The 18,568-nt window shown below is 28.9% G+C and carries 17 protein-coding genes; 8 read left to right on the forward strand and 9 right to left on the reverse strand.

Annotated features, from left to right (window positions below; all coding sequences use genetic code 11):
• Positions 1-825 precede the first annotated feature (825 nt).
• The 4 genes from JEY78_RS15105 (at position 826) to JEY78_RS15120 (ending at position 5,482) form a co-directional block, all read left to right on the forward strand.
• Positions 826-3,054, forward strand: a complete 2,229-nt coding sequence (locus JEY78_RS15105; RefSeq protein ID WP_291853303.1) for an NADP-dependent isocitrate dehydrogenase — start codon at positions 826-828, stop codon at positions 3,052-3,054.
• 349 nt (positions 3,055-3,403) lie between these two features.
• Positions 3,404-4,225, forward strand: coding sequence for an N-acetylmuramic acid 6-phosphate etherase (gene murQ, locus JEY78_RS15110; RefSeq protein WP_291853306.1), 822 nt, complete (start codon positions 3,404-3,406; stop codon positions 4,223-4,225).
• Positions 4,212-4,439: a DUF6095 family protein gene (locus JEY78_RS15115; RefSeq protein WP_291853310.1), complete on the forward strand. Its 228-nt coding sequence runs from the start codon at positions 4,212-4,214 to the stop codon at positions 4,437-4,439. The genes murQ and JEY78_RS15115 overlap by 14 nt, the downstream gene beginning before the upstream one ends.
• A complete protein-coding gene (locus tag JEY78_RS15120) occupies positions 4,436-5,482 on the forward strand; it encodes a D-alanine--D-alanine ligase (RefSeq protein ID WP_291853313.1) in 1,047 nt (348 codons plus the stop codon). The genes JEY78_RS15115 and JEY78_RS15120 overlap by 4 nt, the downstream gene beginning before the upstream one ends.
• Here the strand turns inward: JEY78_RS15120 and JEY78_RS15125 are convergent.
• The 9 genes from JEY78_RS15125 to JEY78_RS15165 form a co-directional block, all read right to left on the reverse strand.
• On the reverse strand, positions 5,475-5,969 hold the full coding sequence (locus tag JEY78_RS15125; protein ID WP_291853316.1) for a DinB family protein: 495 nt from the start codon (positions 5,967-5,969) through the stop codon (positions 5,475-5,477). The genes JEY78_RS15120 and JEY78_RS15125 overlap by 8 nt on opposite strands.
• Before the next feature lie 43 nt (positions 5,970-6,012).
• A complete protein-coding gene (locus JEY78_RS15130; RefSeq protein ID WP_291853319.1) occupies positions 6,013-6,627 on the reverse strand; it encodes a hypothetical protein in 615 nt (204 codons plus the stop codon).
• A gap of 186 nt (positions 6,628-6,813) precedes the next feature.
• Positions 6,814-8,271: a polysaccharide biosynthesis C-terminal domain-containing protein gene (locus tag JEY78_RS15135; RefSeq protein ID WP_291853322.1), complete on the reverse strand. Its 1,458-nt coding sequence runs from the start codon at positions 8,269-8,271 to the stop codon at positions 6,814-6,816.
• A complete protein-coding gene (wecB, locus tag JEY78_RS15140; RefSeq protein WP_291853326.1) occupies positions 8,271-9,350 on the reverse strand; it encodes a non-hydrolyzing UDP-N-acetylglucosamine 2-epimerase in 1,080 nt (359 codons plus the stop codon). The genes JEY78_RS15135 and wecB overlap by 1 nt, the downstream gene beginning before the upstream one ends.
• Complete coding sequence (locus JEY78_RS15145) at positions 9,347-10,621, reverse strand: glycosyltransferase (RefSeq protein WP_291853329.1); 1,275 nt, start codon at positions 10,619-10,621, stop codon at positions 9,347-9,349. The genes wecB and JEY78_RS15145 overlap by 4 nt, the downstream gene beginning before the upstream one ends.
• Complete coding sequence (locus JEY78_RS15150; protein WP_291853332.1) at positions 10,618-11,808, reverse strand: glycosyltransferase family 4 protein; 1,191 nt, start codon at positions 11,806-11,808, stop codon at positions 10,618-10,620. Before JEY78_RS15150 ends, JEY78_RS15145 begins: the two co-directional genes overlap by 4 nt.
• 5 nt (positions 11,809-11,813) lie before the next feature.
• A complete protein-coding gene (locus JEY78_RS15155; protein ID WP_291853335.1) occupies positions 11,814-12,329 on the reverse strand; it encodes a methyltransferase in 516 nt (171 codons plus the stop codon).
• Positions 12,319-14,745 (reverse strand): YfhO family protein, encoded by a 2,427-nt coding sequence (locus tag JEY78_RS15160; protein WP_291853339.1) that lies wholly within the window; start codon positions 14,743-14,745, stop codon positions 12,319-12,321. Before JEY78_RS15160 ends, JEY78_RS15155 begins: the two co-directional genes overlap by 11 nt.
• A gap of 3 nt (positions 14,746-14,748) precedes the next feature.
• Complete coding sequence (locus JEY78_RS15165; RefSeq protein WP_291853342.1) at positions 14,749-15,003, reverse strand: DUF4834 family protein; 255 nt, start codon at positions 15,001-15,003, stop codon at positions 14,749-14,751.
• A 99-nt stretch (positions 15,004-15,102) separates the two neighbouring features.
• On the opposite strand from JEY78_RS15165, the gene JEY78_RS15170 reads away from it, so the two are divergent.
• Genes JEY78_RS15170 through JEY78_RS15185 form a run of 4 tightly spaced genes read left to right on the forward strand, consistent with a single transcriptional unit; the run spans position 15,103 to position 18,567 of the window.
• The gene (locus JEY78_RS15170; RefSeq protein WP_291853345.1) at positions 15,103-16,074 is read left to right on the forward strand and encodes a transporter; all 972 of its coding nucleotides are present in this window, start codon (positions 15,103-15,105) and stop codon (positions 16,072-16,074) included.
• A gap of 9 nt (positions 16,075-16,083) precedes the next feature.
• Positions 16,084-17,202, forward strand: coding sequence for a GTP cyclohydrolase (locus JEY78_RS15175; protein ID WP_291853348.1), 1,119 nt, complete (start codon positions 16,084-16,086; stop codon positions 17,200-17,202).
• Positions 17,202-17,909 carry a 16S rRNA (uracil(1498)-N(3))-methyltransferase gene (locus JEY78_RS15180; RefSeq protein ID WP_291853351.1) on the forward strand — a complete coding sequence of 236 codons (708 nt, stop codon included), beginning with the start codon at positions 17,202-17,204 and terminating at the stop codon, positions 17,907-17,909. The genes JEY78_RS15175 and JEY78_RS15180 overlap by 1 nt, the downstream gene beginning before the upstream one ends.
• 4 nt (positions 17,910-17,913) lie before the next feature.
• Positions 17,914-18,567, forward strand: a complete 654-nt coding sequence (locus JEY78_RS15185; protein WP_291853354.1) for a DUF4159 domain-containing protein — start codon at positions 17,914-17,916, stop codon at positions 18,565-18,567.
• Position 18,568 lies beyond the last annotated feature (1 nt).

Raw genomic sequence — 18,568 nt, forward strand, 5'->3', positions numbered from 1 at the left:
GGTACGCTTCTTAAGCGGTTTCTCTGAATAATACATAATAAGTTGATTTTGTGTCAACTTATTTTAGGACGGGACATCACTAAAAATTATAAAGCCCATTTTGAATATTCAAAATGGGCTTTTTGTTGTTAACAATTGTTCATAACTACGGTTCATATCGTGTTGAAAATTAAACGATTATAAATTTGGAATTTTCATCTTTAGGTATTTATTTTACATAAGATTTAACAATGCAATGTTAGTGGAAACATTAAAATGTAACTTTTTAAAGTTGAAACATCATGCGTTAAATCAAATGTTCTTGAACATCGTTTTTAAAACCAACTTAAGGGTAATGTGCCAAGTATTTAGCATGAATAGATGGTTACACGGTTTTAAAAGCAAATTTTTAAATTAACGCTTTAAAGTAAGTAATTTAATATTACAACAAAATTTTAGGAGTTAATTTAAAAGGAACAACTAGTTTAATAAGAAGTTGGTTTGTAAGAAACAACAAGAAGAAGAAAATTAGTAATTGTGTTATTCTTTTTATGAGAAATAGCAAAAACAATTAAAATTAAATTACTGAAAACTTATTAAAAAAAGTAATCCAGCAAAAAGCCATAATACGGAGAAATCAATATTATGGCTTTTGTTATTTTAGCTTTTTACTATTATCTTAATTTTAGATATCTTTTTTTATTTAAATTATAAATTCACCCCCATATTTATAACGTTTTCGCTATCGTTTTTTAGGTTTTTATTTTCTATATTTGACGTGCTTAATTTTAACTTTTAAAAGCGCTGCTATAGTTAAATAATTATAGTGCCATAACATATAAAACTATGAGTAATACAACCCAAATTATTTACACAAAAACAGACGAAGCTCCGGCTTTAGCTACGTATTCATTTTTACCAATTGTTGAAGCTTTCACAAAACCTTCAGGAATTGAAGTTATTTCAAAAGATATTTCTTTAGCTGGTAGGATTTTAGCATTATTTCCAGACTATTTAACCAAAGAACAACAAGTTCCAGATACACTCACTGAACTTGGTGAATTGGCTAAAAAACCTGAAGCAAATATTATTAAATTACCAAACATATCTGCATCTGTACCACAATTAAAAGAAGCTATTTTAGAATTACAATCATTAGGTTTTAAAATCCCAAAATACCCAAGCAACCCAGTAACTGAAGAAGAAAAAGATGTTCAAGCACGTTATAATAAAGTAAAAGGGTCTGCTGTAAACCCTGTATTAAGAGAAGGGAATTCTGATAGAAGAGCTCCAAAATCTGTTAAAAATTACGCAAAAAAGAATCCACACTCCATGGGTGCTTGGTCGTCAAATTCTAAAACTCATGTAGCAACAATGCAAGGCGGTGATTTTTTCTCAAATGAAAAATCAGTTACTATTGCAAATCCAACCAATGTAAAAATTGAATTTGTAAATTCTAAAGGAACTGCTACCATTTTAAAAGACAAATTTCCTTTATTAGCGGGTGAAATAATAGATGCTACGCTAATGAGTAAAAAAGCGCTATTAGACTTTTTGGAAGCTCAAATAAAAGATGCTAAAGCAAAAAATGTATTGTTTTCATTACATATGAAAGCTACCATGATGAAAGTATCTGATCCTATTATTTTTGGTCATGCAGTTTCAGTTTTCTTTAAAGATGTATTTACTAAACATAGCGCTGAACTAAAAGAATTAGGAGTTAATGTTAATAATGGTTTTGGAGATTTAATAACTAAAATTCAAACATTACCAAAAGATAAAAAAGAAGCAATTGAAGCTACCATTAAATCTTGTTTTGAAAATGGTCCTGCTGTGGCAATGGTTAATTCAGATAAAGGAATAACAAATTTACACGTTCCAAGTGATGTAATAATTGACGCTTCAATGCCTGCAATGATACGAACTTCTGGACAAATGTGGAATGCGGAAGGAAAACAACAAGATACTAAAGCTGTAATCCCTGATAGCAGTTATGCTGGAATTTACGAAGCGACTATAGATTTTTGCAGACAACATGGTGCTTTTGACCCAACAACTATGGGAACTGTTCCAAACGTTGGTTTAATGGCTCAAAAGGCAGAAGAATATGGTTCACACGATAAAACTTTTGAAATTCAAGAAGATGGAATTGTAACTATTATAGATGACTTAGGAAATACCCTTCTTCAAAACAAAGTAGAAAAAGGAGATATTTGGAGAATGTGTCAAGTAAAAGATGCTCCAATTCAAGATTGGATTAAGTTAGCCGTAACAAGAGCAAGAGCAACAAATACACCTGCAATTTTTTGGTTAGATAAAAACAGAGCTCACGATGCTGAAATCATTAAAAAAGTAACTACTTATTTACCAAATTTCGATACTACTGGATTGGATATTCAAATTATGCCTCCAAAAGAAGCTACTATTTTTACACTTAAACGATTAAAAGATGGATTAGATACAATTTCAGTAACTGGAAATGTGTTACGTGATTTTTTAACTGATTTATTCCCAATTTTAGAATTAGGAACTAGTGCAAAAATGCTTTCTATTGTTCCTCTAATGAATGGCGGTGGATTATTTGAAACTGGAGCTGGGGGATCTGCACCAAAACACGTAGATCAATTTACAGAAGAAGGACATTTACGTTGGGATTCTTTAGGTGAATTTTTAGCATTAGCTGCCTCATTAGAACATTTGGGCGAAACTTGCAACAATCCAAAAGCATTAATTTTAGCTGAAACTTTAGATGATGCAACCGATAAATTTTTAGATAAAGATAAATCTCCTTCAAGAAAAGTTAATGAATTAGATAATCGAGGAAGTCATTTTTATTTAGCAATGTACTGGGCCCAAGCTTTGGCAGCTCAAAATAAAGATATTGAATTAAAAAATAAATTCAAAAAAATTGCTGATGAGCTTCAGTCTAATGAAACTATCATCATAAAAGAGCTAAACAATGCGCAAGGTAAGCCAGTTAATATTGTCGGTTATTATCAGCCAAATGATACTTTAACAGTAAATGCAATGCGACCAAGCAAAACTTTAAATGCAATTATAAAAGGTATCTCATAATTATCTTTAAAGTAAAAAAAGCGAGAATTAAAATTCTCGCTTTTTTTTTACTAACCAAACCCATTCTTTTTCAATCTATTTAAACTATAAGTTGTGGGGACTAAAGTTTAACTTTGTTTTTTAATTCTTACAATTATATGACACCTCATTCTTTAAAACGTCACATAAAAATTTAAGAATAAAGTAATTTTTCAAAGTAAAATTCTAATTTGATGTATTTCAACAAAATAAATATTTTCATTTTTAAAAATAAATTCTACAAAAAATTGAACTGTATTTTAACAAATTATTTTTATTTACTATAAAAAGAATTCTGCCATTACAACATTACTTTTACTATTTTTGAAATATGAATTTTACAAAAACTACAGAGCAACCATCAAAATACAATCATTTAGAAAAAATGAATGTAAAAGAATTGTTAGTTTCCATTAACAATGAAGATAAAACGGTTCCATACGCCATTGAAAAAGTGATTCCTTCAATAGAAAATATAGTTATAGAAATAGTTGAAAGAATGAAAAAAGGCGGTCGGCTATTTTACATTGGTGCAGGAACAAGCGGTAGACTTGGTGTTGTAGATGCATCAGAATGCCCTCCAACTTTTGGCGTGCCACATTCCATGGTTGTTGGAATAATTGCTGGTGGAGATATAGCTATTAGAAAGGCAGTAGAATTTGCTGAAGACTCCACTACACAATGCTGGGAAGATCTTCAAAAATACAGCATAAATAATACCGATTCTGTTATTGGAATTGCCGCTTCAGGAACCACTCCTTATGTAATTAGCGGTTTAGAAAAATGTAACGAAAATGGAATTTTAACGGGCTGTATTACTTGTAATGAAAATAGTCCTTTATCACAAGTTTCAAAGTTTCCTATTGAGGTTATTGTTGGTCCTGAATTTGTTACAGGAAGTTCCAGAATGAAAGCAGGAACCGCTCAAAAACTAGTTTTAAATATGATTTCCACAAGTGTTATGATTCAATTAGGAAAAGTGAAGGGAAACAAAATGGTAGAGATGCAACTATCTAACAATAAGCTAGTTGATAGAGGAACTAAAATGCTCATGGAAGAATTAAATATTGCTGAAGAAGTTGCTAATAAATTATTATTAGAACATAAAAACGTACGATTAGCAATTCAAAAATATATTGATGGGAACAAATAAAAAAGAGCTTACAAGAGGTGTAAAATATGAACTTGCGGCATTACCCTTATTATTATTTTCTCCAATTATAATTACCATAGGTTATAAAGCCATAAAACTTAATAACAATTATTTATGGTTAATTGTTGGAATTATATTGGCAATTTCAGCCATAGTTTTAGGATATTTAGGTATAAAAATTATTTTAGATGCTTTATTTGATAAAAAAAGATGAGTGTTTTTAATCTAAAAAAATGGGAATATTGGTCATCACCAATGTTTTATGTTCCACTACTACCCTACGCTTTTTATTTAGCTTTAAAAGCAAAAAGTTTTGGTTTTTTTTCAGCTGTAAACCCCAGTATTGAAGGCTCAGGAAATGGATTAGAATCTAAATTTAAAACCATAGAATTATTGCCAAAATATTGTAAACCAACTTCTGTTTATATTCCTAAAAATGAAGAAATAAAACTCATTTTGAATAAATTAAAAAACGAAGAAATATCATATCCTTTAATTGTTAAACCTGATATTGGCTTTAGAGGTTTATTAGTAAAAAAAATAGCAAATGAACAAGCGCTTACTTCCTATGTAAACAAATACAATTCAATAAATTTAATTATTCAGGAGTATATAGATTTACCAAATGAATGTGGTATATTTTATCATAGATTTCCTTCAGAAAAAAGCGGGAAAATAACTTCGCTCACCTTAAAAAAATATTTAACTGTGTATGGAGATGGTTCCTCAACTTTATTGGAATTAATTAAAAATGATAAAAGAGCTCAAATTTATTTAGAAAATATTTTAGAAATCAATAAAAATAAACTGAATACTGTTTTTAAAAAAAATGAAACCATCATTTTAAATGTTATTGGAAATCATTCCAAAGGAACACAATTTATGAATGGCAATCATTTAATTAACAATGAATTACTGACTGTTTTAGATTCATTAAATAAAAATATTGATGGTTGGTATTATGGCAGAATTGATGTAAAATACAATACTTTTGATGAATTATTAAAAGGCGAAAACTTCAAAGTATTAGAAATTAACGGAATTATTGCTGAACCAACTCACATTTATGACCCAACAAAAGGCACGTATTTTGATGCTTTAAAAATCATAAAAAACCATTGGTATTTAATTTATAAAATAGGAACCACCAATAAAAAATTAGGCCTAGGTACTTATACAAATCTGAAAGACTTTTGCATTACCTATTTTACCTATAAAAAATATTTAAAAGAAATAGCTAAATTAAATGCTAATTAGTTTTTTTTAGTTTTGGCGTAGTTGGATTAAAGCCAAAATCTTCATCTGGTAATTGAATTCCTAACTGAGAAATTACATAGCCTACACTGGCAAAATGATGAATTGCATGGCTATGCGCTTGAATTAAAATACCAACCAATGTGTAATTTGCAGATACAACTCCAAGACCTAAATCATCGGTAACAGTTACAATTTTATCAAAATCTGCTGAATTTAAATTGTTTAATTTTTCAATAGTTGAAGTCAAATAATTTATACCGTGAACTGTATAATTTTCGGCTAACTCATTTCTTTTTCTATTTATTAGATTAATTTTATTGGAGTCTACACCTTCAAAAATACAATCGAAAACATCTAAAATATGGCGCATATGACTTCCAATACTTGAATAATATGGAGCTATTGTAGTATTGCTATATTCTTCATCGGAAATACATTGCATTAGTTTTACACCTCTCATTAAATTTTTTTCAATAGCTTCAATCATAATTGCAATTCAAATTTTAGTAAAATGTAAATATAAAATATTTTTAATGTAATGTTTTAATCAAAGTAAATATTCCTAATACTAAAAATAGTAAACTCAGAATTAAATTGATGTTTTTAGCAATAAAGGAAACTTTTTTAATTATAATTTTAGCGAAAATTATATAGGTAGCAAACAATAAAAATGATCCAATTGCTGCGCCAAATACAAATAACAAAATGTAAGGGTGTTCAATTAAAATTTTATTCTCAGCTGCTAAAATAATACTCACACCTAAATAAAATGGAATTCCTAACATATTAATAGCTGACATTCCAACTCCTTTCAAAAAATAGCTTCCTTTTGCATTGGACGTTTTTGGGTTTAATTCCTTTCTTGAAAGGTAAAAGAAAAAAATTGACAACATGAAAAATACAATTATACCAGCAATTTTTAAACGTTCAATAATTTGTGGGTTTTTATTAAAATAATCTGCAAAATATAAAGCAATTCCGGCTTGTATAAAAACAATTAATGAAGCTCCTATTGCAAATTTTATACTTTCTGAAATTCCATTAGTTATTCTAATTTTTAAAGCTGTCATATTTAACATTCCAGGAGATATCAACCCAAAATACGCCATTATAATTCCATAAAAAACATGTAAAATATAGTCCATTAAAAAATTTAATTTAGAAATGCTAAATATATCAATAAAACTGGAGCATACGGTAACTTTAATCACAATTCACTACAATAAAAACATGTACTTTTGATGCGAAAATAGAATTATAACACTGCTGAAAGTTAAGAGTAATCTTGATTTTTTATAAAAGAACCATTAGCATAAAATGTTGGTGGTTTTTTATTTTTTTGAAAACTTAAAAAAGAGGTCGTTTATTTCTCTTGAAATTTTAAACTTATTAATTAGCAACACATATAAAGCTGTAATTAAAATTCCTTTTAAAAGCATATTTAAAATTGGATTGAATGGTAAGTTCCAAAAATAAAAAACTCCAAAAACAACCAAAACTATTATTGATATTTTAATTGTTTGTTTACTAAATGGTTGAATTTTAAATTTAGCTTGTATATAAAATATTTTAATAGCACTATAAACTACCATAACAATTAGTGTTGCCAAAGCTGCACCATCAATTCCTATTAAATTAATGAGCCATTTATTTAAAAATATTACAGTTACGGCCATTGCAATAGATAAATAGAAAAATATTTTATAATAAACAGAATTCACTAAAATTGCATTTCCAGTACCTAATGCTAACTCAACTAATTTTGACAAAGAAATTATTAACACAACCCACACGCCTTTTGTGTATTCTGGTTTGTTAATTAATTGGTACATATCATTAATATTTAAATTTATTAGCAAGAAAAACAATCCGCCAACAATTAATAGGTTTATAGATGTTTGTTGATACATTTTTTCAACTTCTACATAATTATCGTCATTCATATCTTTTGCTGTAATTGGACTTGTAATTTGCTGCATTGCACGTGTTGGAATAGCAATTACACTAGCAATATAAATTCCCACCGAATAATAAGCAACTTGTGCTATTTTTTCCATTTGAGGAATCATAAATTTATCAATTTCAAGCAAAACCCCAGCGGCTGAACCAGCCACAATTATATAAAATGAGAAAGATAAAACTTCCTTAAAATTATCGGGCAACACAAATTTAAATGTTGGTTTATACACATAAAATGCATACAACATCATAATTAAAGTACTCAATCCATACACAATTACCACACTGTAAATAAATTGTTCATTTGTTAACCACTTTAAATAAACTGCAATTAGTAAAAACGAAGTACAAATTCGTGGAAATAATTCTTTTATAAAATTTCCAAAAACCGATTTCAAATGCACTTTTGTCCAAGCATAAAAAACTTCAAAATAGCCCATAAAAATGGCTGTAATGAAAATTAAATAGGTGTAATTTTTAATTATCGGATTTTCTTCTGAAATCCAGTTAGCAACATTTTCATAAATTACTGCGCCAATTATTGCCAAAGGAATAATTATAAATAACGGAATTACTAAGGTTGTAGCTAAAAAATTATCCCGTTCAAACTTAGTTTTGTAGGATGAATAATATTTTATGATGGTATTTTGCATTCCAAAAACCAATAAAGGCAATAAAATATTTGCTGCGGAAAGTAAAAAGGTAATTAAGCCAAAATAGTCTTCATGTAAAAAGTGCGTATATAAAAACAACACATTAATACCACCAACTGCAAATCCTAAAAATAGAATTATAGTATTAATAAAAGATTGTTTTAATACAATTCCCATTATAGTATTTTTAGTATTTCTTTGTACATATTTTCACCAACATTGGCTCCATATAAATCCATTTTAAAATTAGCGGTTGAATCTTGAAATGCAATAAAAGCCTGTACCATTTTAACAGCATCACCACCAACTATTTTAGCAAAACCGTTGGAAACCAACTCAATCCATTCCGTTTCTTCTCTAGCAATTATACAATGTTTTTTATTGAAAAAAGCTTCCTTTTGAAGTCCACCGCTATCTGTTACCACCAAGTTACAATTCTTTAATAACTCTAACATATCAAAATAACCAACAGGATCAATTATTTTTATATTGAAGTTTAAATTGTTTGCTTTTAAAATAGCTTTTGTTCTAGGATGCAATGGTAAAACCACTGTTTTTTCATTACCAATAGTTTCTAATCCTGCAAAAATTGAATTTAAATTCACCAAATCATCGGTATTTTCTTGACGATGAATTGTTGCTAATACAAATTCATTTTTCTTCAAATTTAAATCGGAAATAATAGTTGATTTTTCTTGTGAAAATTGACTGTAATATTCCACAGCATCTTTCATAATATCACCACTTTTCACAATTTTTGAAGGCATATTTTCAAAACCCTCATTTACCAAATTATCAATAGCACTATCGGTTGGACACAACAACAAATCGGAAATTCTATCGGTTAAAATTCTATTAATCTCTTCCGGCATTTTCATATTAAAAGAGCGTAAACCGGCTTCAATATGCACCACTTTTATATGTAACTTTTTTGCAGCCAACGCACCTGCCAATGTTGAATTTGTATCACCAAAAACAACAACTGCATCAGGTTTTTCTAACACTAAAACTTCTTCTATTTTTTGCAGCATTTGCCCAGTCATAGCACCATGGCTTAATCCGTTTATCGCCAAGTTGTATTTTGGCTTTGGAATTTCCATTTCGCTAAAAAAAATATCACTCATATTGGCATCATAATGTTGCCCAGTATGCACAATAATTTCTTCAACTTCTTGATGTTTTAAAATTACTCTACTTAAAACTGCTGCTTTTACAAATTGTGGACGAGCGCCCAAAATGGTTAAAATTTTTTTCATGCTGTTATTTCATAAATTATTTCCGAAACTTTTTTAGTCAATTCTCTTCTATGAAATTGATTAACATTGCTAGAATTTATTGTTAAAGTTTCATTTTTAAACTGTGAATACAACTCTAAAATATGTTTTTTTAAACTAATTTCATCATTAAAATCAACAACATTACCAGCGTTTGAATTATTTAGTATTTCAGCCAAGTCACCATCATTTGGCGCAATTGCTAAAATTGGACGTTTTGCCATTAAATATTCAAATATTTTACCTGTAAGGATACCTTTTGCGCTTGGTACATTGTTTACAATCAACAACAAAACTTGTGATTTTTTTTGAAATTCAACCACTTCATTATGTGAAACATAATCAACCAACACCACATTTTTATCAAGACCGTATTTAGTAATATCATTTTTTACAGAAGCATCCACTTTACCAATTAGCTTCAGTTGAAAATCTAAAGTAAAATCTTTATTTTCTGATAGTATTTCTGCCAACACTTTCCACAACATTGTAGGGTTTCTATCTGCATTCATTAACCCAATATGAGTTATTGAAAACTTTAAATCTAAATTAGTTACTTCTCCTATTTCCCCATCAAAACCATTGGTTACAACAAAAATATTTTTATTAAAAGGCTCATAATTCTGTTTCATTGTATTCCCAACAACTAATACAGCATCAGATAATTTCAATACATTTTGCTCTAATTGATGATGTTTTTTAATCGCTTTTTCTGATAAAGGTAACTGATGAAAATAATCAATTTCTGTCCAAGGATCTCTAAAATCAGAAATCCATTTCACACCTAATTGTTGTTTCAATTGCAAGCCAATTAAATGTAAACTATGTGGCGGACCAGTGGTTATAACAACATCAATATTATTTTTTGAAATGTATTCTTTTAAAAATTTTACCGAAGGATTCACCCAAAATTTACGAGCATCAGGAATAAAATAATTCGCTCTAATATATTGTAATATTTTTCCAAAAAAAGTGGGATTTGGATTTAAAAATCCAGCACTTTCAGTTTTCTTTTTTCCGAAGAAAGAAAGTAAATTATTAGGCTCCCAAATTGGTTGCTTTAGTATTTCAACTCCTTTTGGAATATCTTTTTCTAATGAAGTATCTAAAATTGGATAATTGGCATTTTCAACAGTATACACAACTGGTTCAATACCAAAATCACGAAAATATTTCACAAACTTTAACCAACGTTGCACTCCAGAACCACCAGCTGGCGGCCAATAATATGTAATTATCAGTGCTTTTTTCATTGATTTAAATTTTGATATAATTCAATCAGTTTTTTTGAAGTTTTTTCCCAGTAAAACTCGTTTTCTATAAATGATTTTCCGTTTTCACTAAATTTAGTTCGTAAAACTTCAACATTATATAATTCCAATACTTTTTCAGTAAAATCTATGATATCTTCCGCCTTATGAACCAAACCTGCATTGGCTTTTTCAACAATGTTTTTTTGAGATAAAGCATCGCTCACCAATAACGGCTTTCCAAAACTCATGTACTGAAATATTTTATTTGCATAGGTTGTATCATGATGTAAATTTCTATGCAATGGGGAAATACAAACCGAACTAGCTAAAATATAGGATGGGAACAATTTTTCATTTTGCCAACCTTCAAAATCAACAAAATTTATAATGGCTAAATCTTTCACCTGTTGCTTTAAAAAAATATCAGAAGTATTACTTCCAACAATTACCAATTTTATTGTTGGAATTTTATCTTTTAAAACCGCAACACTTTCAATAGCAGTTTGCAAACCTCTTCTTAAACCAGTATCTCCAACATATAACAACACAAAATTATCCTTGTATTTTTCAAGAATGCTTTGGTTAACTTCAGCATTTATAAAATACGATTTATGCACTGTATTTGGAACAACTACAATTGAATTTGAAGCTTTCCCAACTCTATTAACAATTTCGTTTTTAGACTCTTCAGTAACAACAACAATAGCATCTGCTTCTTTTATAAACTCTTCTTCTTTTTGTTTCCACTTTGTGGAAGAAATTAAATATTTGCCTGGAAACTTCTGTAAATGAGGATAAAATTTCATTATCTCAGGTCTGTTTTCGTGTAAATCCAACACTATTTTTAAATCCATCTTTTTGGTGGCTTTAAAAACAGCTTCAGCAATTTGAATATCGTGAATATGAACAACATCAATAGCATTTTCAACTAAAAAATGTTTGATTTTTCTCACTAATAATTTAGAATATATGGGAATTGTATAGGCAAGTGCTGATGATTTATAAATAAAATTATTTGATTTATAACGCTTTACTTTTATGCCTTTAATAGTTTCGTTTTCAGGTTCATTATTATATTTTAAACAAAATAAAAACACTTCATGACCATTTTCAATTAATGAAATTGCCTCATTTGCCACTCTTGGATCGGGTGGAAATGTTTTGTCTAATATCATTCCGATGCGCATAATATCTATTTTTCTGCGTAAACTGCGTAGTATCTTGGTGTAAACTTCCTTAATATTGGTCTAATTCCAATTTTATTTATAGGACTTGTCCACTTTTGTGTTTTTTTAATGGTCCATCCAGTTTTTTCAATTAGCCAATTAAACTGCCAATCTTCAAACTCATGGTAATGTCTGTCTCGCATATCAGTTTTACTTCTGTATGCTTTTGCAAACCACAAATTTAGTGGAATGGTTGCAATTATTTTTTTTGCTTCAACAGCTTTTAAAACTTCATAAGGCGATAATAAATGTTCAAAAATTTCGAAAGCAGTTACAGCATCAATAGTATGTTTTTTTACTATTTCGGGAACCTCATCTAAATCTTCTCCCAATGTATTAATAACTTTATAACCATTTTGTTCCATTATTTCAGAAAACGGATTACGAACCCCCAAATCTAAAATTGTAGCAGGTGCTGGCAATACAGATTTCAAAAATTCTAACGTATGTTTATAACGTTTTGATGGTATTTTAGCGTACATTTTTCTTCTTTTTATCTATAAAAAACCATCCGATAGGAATTAGTAATAAAAATGCATACGAAACTAATGCAATGGTATTTCCTTTTTTAATTACTGTTGGTTCAAATTTAAATTCAATGATGTGTTTTCCCGCAGGAATCTCCATTCCTCTCAGTACATAATTCACTCTAAAATAAGGCTTTAAAGCCCCATCAACATAAGCATTCCAACCATCTTTATAATATATTTCAGAAAATACCGCAAACTGGGTTGTTGAAGTATTTGAACTGTATGTTAAATGATTGTCTTTATATTTTACTAAACTTATAGTTGCTGTTGAATCTTTTGGATATTTAGTAATAAAATTTTCAGAAATAACTTTAGCATCTATTATTGCTTCTGATTTAGTTTTTAAACTATCCAAACCTGTAATTTCTTCATTTGCATTTTTAGCAATTTTAATGGTATTTACAAACCAAGCATTTCCATTTGTTTCAGGATTTTGTTGTGCCGTTAAACGTTGATTGCTATCTTCAAAAATAAAATATTTAGTGTTTAGCATATTTAACACTTCTACATTATTTCTTGAAATTTGAAAATCGAACAACTCTTGATATCTTCCTAATTTTGCAGCGTGATAACCACCAATTGAATTATGAAAATAAGAAGTACTTCCATCATTCATTGGGTCAACAGCAAAATTTGCAACTCTGAAGTAACTGGTATCTTTTAATATTTCTTTATCAATTTCTGAAGCTACAAATGGTTTATCAATTTCACGTGCACTTAAAAAATCTTCACTATTTACATAGCGTTTATCAACCGAAACCAAATCAAATATAATTAAGGCTCCTAAAACTATAATAGTGGCATTTAGTTTTAATTTTTCTTTTAAAAACAACCATAAAACTCCAGCTGACAAAACAACTAAAATTAATGTTCTTAAACTATCTGAAAAGAAAACTGCTTTTCTATCAGCAATAATTGCATCTAATAATCCTGGCAATAGTTTATCATAACTTTCATCTCTTAATCCTTCAAAAGCAAATAAACTGGTGCCAAATAGCGTAAATATTAACGCTAATCCACCAACAATATATAGTGATTTTTTTAAAGCACTTAATTTAACTTCAGTAGAATTTTTGTTTGAAAACCATTCTTTTAAACCTAAAATTGCCAACAATGGAGTTGCCAACTCTGCAATTACCTGTATTGAAGAAACCGCTCTAAATTTATTGTACATAGGCATATAGTCAATAAATAAATTGGTTAACACATTGAAGTTTTTACCCCAACTTAATAAAATTGAAAATATGACCGCTGCAACTAACCAATTCTTTAGTTTACCTTTTACTAAAAAGATAGCGAGTACAAATAAAAATAATAAAATTGCGCCAATATAAGCAGGCGCTTCAACAATTGGTTGATTCCCCCAATACAAAGGCGCATATTGAGCAAATTCTTTTGCTTGACGCGGATCTGTCTTATCTTTTAAAAACTGATAAATATTAGAATCTAACCCAACATTTTCATAGTTTCCTCCACCAGTAAAACGAGGTATAAATAAATTGAACGTTTCTGGAATTCCGTAACTATACTCGGTAATATAATCTTTCGATAATCCTTTAACTTTCTCTTTATCAGAACCGTCAGGATTAATGGTTAACTCACTTTTACCACGCGTACTATAATTTACATATTCTTTAGTTGCCATTAAACTTGGCGCATTTACACCAACTGCCAAAACTACAGCAACTACTAAAACTGCAATACTTTTAAAAAATGCAGGTAATTCTTTCTCTTTATACGCCTCAATTATATAAACTATTCCAAGTATTAAAACTGTAAACAATAAATAATACGTCATTTGTGGATGTCCGGCACTAACCTCTAAAGCCATTGCAATAGCAGTTAATACAAAACCCCATAAATAATTTTTATTTAACGTAAGTAAAATCCCAGCTAAAACCATTGGCATATAAGCAATTGCGTGTGCTTTTGCATTATGCCCAACACCTAAAATTATAATGTAATACGTTGAAAACCCAAAGGCCAAAGCTCCTAAAACTGCTAACTTCCACTCTACTTTTAAAACTGTTAAAAGGATAAAAAATCCTAATAGATACAAAAACAAATAATCCGCCGGTCTTGGTAAAAAACGTAACACATCATCTAATGCTTTCACAAAATTATTCGGATATTTTGTACTTAAATTATAAGTGGGCATTCCACTAAACGCAGCATTTGTCCAGTAAGGCTCTTCACCATTTTCTGCTCTAAAGTCATTCACCTCTTTTGCCATTCCAATAAAATGCTTAATATCATTTTGGAATATTTTTTTCCCTTCTAATATTGGGGAAAAATAAGCTACAGAAATTAAAACAAAGGCAATTACTATTATAAAATAAGGAGTAAGCTTTTTAAAATTTTCTTTCATAAATTAATCTTTAACCTCTTCATAATCTACATAATCACCCACATCCTTGTTACTTTTTGGTTCAATTGGCTTTTTTGCAATTACAGTTTCACCAACTTTTCCAGAAGTATCATTGTATTGATTTTGTTGTTGTTCATTGTATTTTTTTTGAACATCTTTTACAATTTTCTGAACAAATAATGGCAAAATATATTTGCTAATAAATTTAAACACATAATACACAATTAGTATTATTGCTATTGTTCTTAACAATCCCATTCTATATAATATTAATAATTTTCAAAAATAACAATTTGATAGTTACCAAAACGTTTAATTAGATAAAATCTTATATTTACAATCTAATATACAAACTTTATGAAAAGATACTTTTTATTGATAATTGCAATAACTAGCTTTCAAATTGTTAGCGCTCAATATACGGATATAATAAATTCTAAACGACCTGGCTTCTCTGAAAGTCCTTATAGCATTGGCACAAATGTTTACCAAGCTGAAGCTGATTTTTTTTATAGAACAAGTAATAATACTTCTATTTTAGGAAGGCCATCATCTTACGGAACCGATTTATTTTTAAGATATGGAAAATTTGATGAAAAATTAGAATTAAATTTAAACTTAACATACCAAATTGATGAAGTTAAAAATCCGTTTAATAGCAATTATTATATTCAAGGAATTAGTGATTTAACTATTGGTGCAAAATATTTGGTTTATCAACAAGAATTTACAGATAGATCTAAAGAAATTAAAAGTTGGAAAAAAAGAACTGCTTTTGATTTTAAGCGTTTAGTTCCATCGGTTGGTGTATATGCAGGAGTTCACACTAATTTTTTTGTAAATGAATTCTTTTTACACAGAGACTCTTTTATTAATAGTAATACTTTTGAAGACGGAATGAGTTACAAAGGAGCGTTGCTGTTACAAAACGATTTTAATGACAGGTTGGTACTTCTTACAAATTTAATTGCAGATAAAATTAGTTCAGAAAATAGTTATTACTCCTACATTGTAACAATGACCTATGCTGTCAATCAAGATTGGTCGTTTTTTATAGAAAATCAAGGTAAGTTTAAAAAAACATTTTCACCTGAACATCAATTTGGAACTGGCTTAGCCTATTTATTATCGCCAAACCTTCAAATAGATGCGGCTGTTAGAACAAATTTTTTTAATAATTATTCTTATGTTTATGCCTCAACAGGTGTTTCTTGGAGATTAGATAAACATCAAGATGCAATTATTTATAAAAATACACCTACAAAAAAAATGCCAACCAAAAGCAAAAAAGGTTTTTTCAAAAGACTTTTTGGCAAAAAAAGAAATTAACTGATAGTTATGATAACAATTAAAGAAATGATTTCTAAAAAGGAAATGAAACAATTTGTTCTGTTTCCTTTTAAATTATATAAAAACAACGCTTACTGGGTTCCTCCAATTATTGCTGATGAATTGGATTCTTTTAATAAAGATATTAACCCTGTTTTTAAGCACGCCGAAGCACGTTTTTTTGTAGCTTTAAAAAACAATGAAATTGTTGGACGCGTTGCCGCTATTATCAATTTTACAGAATTAAACGAACAAAAGCTAAAAAAAATGCGCTTTGGTTGGTTCGATTTTATTGATGATATTGAAGTTTCATCACTACTTTTAAATAAAGTGGAAGAAATTGGAAAACAACACAATTTAGAATTTATGGAAGGACCCGTTGGTTTTTCTAATTTAGATAAAGTAGGTGTTTTAACCGATGGTTTTGACCATATTGGCACCATGGTTACTTGGTATAATTATCCATATTATCAAGAACATTTTAAACAATTAAATTTCACCGTTGAAAAGGAATATTTAGAAAATAAATTCCCTTTTAAAAATGTAATTAAAGAACCTATAGAACGAGTTGGAGCTATTTTACGAAAACGTTATGAGCTAACTTCACTTAATTTTACCAAAACAAAGGACATTATGCCTTATGTAGACAAAATGTTTGATTTATTTAATAAAAGTTATGCTTCATTACCATCATTTGTGCCAATTTCTGATGTTGAAATTGCATATTTCAAGAAAAAATATTTATCGTTTATCAATCCAGAATATATAAAATTTGTTGTTGATAAAGATGATAAAATGATTGCATTTGCCATAACAATGCCTTCATTTTCAGAAGCATTACAAAAAGCAAAAGGTAAATTATTACCATTCGGTATTTTCCATTTACTAAAAGCAAAAAAAGAAAGTAAAGATGCTATTTTCTATTTAATTGGTGTGCATCCAGCGTATCAAAACAAAGGAATTCACGCACTTATTTTTTTAGAATATCAAAAATCTTTTGAAAAAATAGGCATTGTAAACTGCATAAGAACTCCAGAGTTGGCAAGTAACAAAGCAATTGCAGCCGTTTGGAAAAATTTTGCACCTGTAACTTATAAAAAACGTTGTACTTTTAGAAAAGATATTTAATGCAATTATTTTACAATCCAGCCATAACAACAAACACAAACCAGTTTACTTTTGATAAAACCGAAAGTAGACATATTGTGAAAGTACTTCGAAAAAATGAAGGTGATACTATATTTATAACCAATGGTTTAGGAGATTTATTTACTTCAAAAATTATAGCTGCAAACGATAAAAAATGCTTGGTTGAAATTATTAATATTGAAAGTAAACAAAAACCTTGGAATTATTATTTACATGTTGCGATTGCACCCACAAAATTGAACGACAGATTTGAATGGTTTTTAGAAAAAGCTACTGAAATTGGTATTGATGAAATAACACCTATTATTTGCGATCATTCCGAACGAAAAGTACTGAAAACAGATAGAATGGAAAAAATAATTCAATCTGCAGCAAAACAATCGCTTAAATTTCATTATCCAAAATTAAACGAACCCATTCATTTTAATGAGTTTATAAATTCAAAATTTGATGGACAATTATTTATTGCTCATTGTGAAGAAACCAACAAAAAATCACTTAAAGAAACGCTACAACCGCAAATAAAAACGACGATTTTAATTGGACCTGAAGGTGATTTTTCAACCAAAGAAATTAAGCGGAGTTTGGAAAATTCGTTTATTCCAGTATCTTTGGGAGAAAGCAGATTGCGCACCGAAACCGCAGGAGTTGTAGCAGTGCACAGTGTAGCTTTTGTAAATGAATAAATTCATGAAAATTTTAATAAAAATTGTGTTATTTGCAATTTGTATAGTCTCGTTCCATACAATTTCATCACAACAAATTGCCGTTTTAAAATATAATGGCGGTGGCGATTGGTATGCAAATCCAACTGCTTTACCCAACTTAATTAAGTTTTGTAATAGTTCTGTTAAAACTTCCATAAAAGAAAATCCTGAAACTGTTGCTGCCAATAGTAGTGATTTATATAATTATCCAATTATTTTCATGACAGGTCATGGCAACGTGTTTTTTGCTGAAGATGATGCAGAAAACTTAAGAAATTACCTAATTTCTGGTGGCTTTTTACATATTTCAGATAATTATGGATTGGATAAATTTATTAGAAGAGAAATTAAAAAAATATTTCCTACATTAGATTTCCAAGAAATACCATACAATCACCCAATTTTTCATCAAACATTTAATTTTGAGAATGGTGTTCCTAAAATACATGAGCATGACAATAAAACACCGCAAGGTTTTGGCTTATTTTATGAAGGGAGATTGGTTTGTTTTTACGATTATGAAGCTGATTTAAGCGACGGTTGGGAAGATGAAGAAATTCATAATGACCCTTATGAAATTAGACTTAAAGCATTAAAAATGGGTGCAAATATTATTGAATATACTTTTAAAAATTAAT

Origin of the sequence: Lutibacter sp. (assembly GCF_016342705.1) — a bacterium.
Taxonomy (GTDB): domain Bacteria; phylum Bacteroidota; class Bacteroidia; order Flavobacteriales; family Flavobacteriaceae; genus Lutibacter.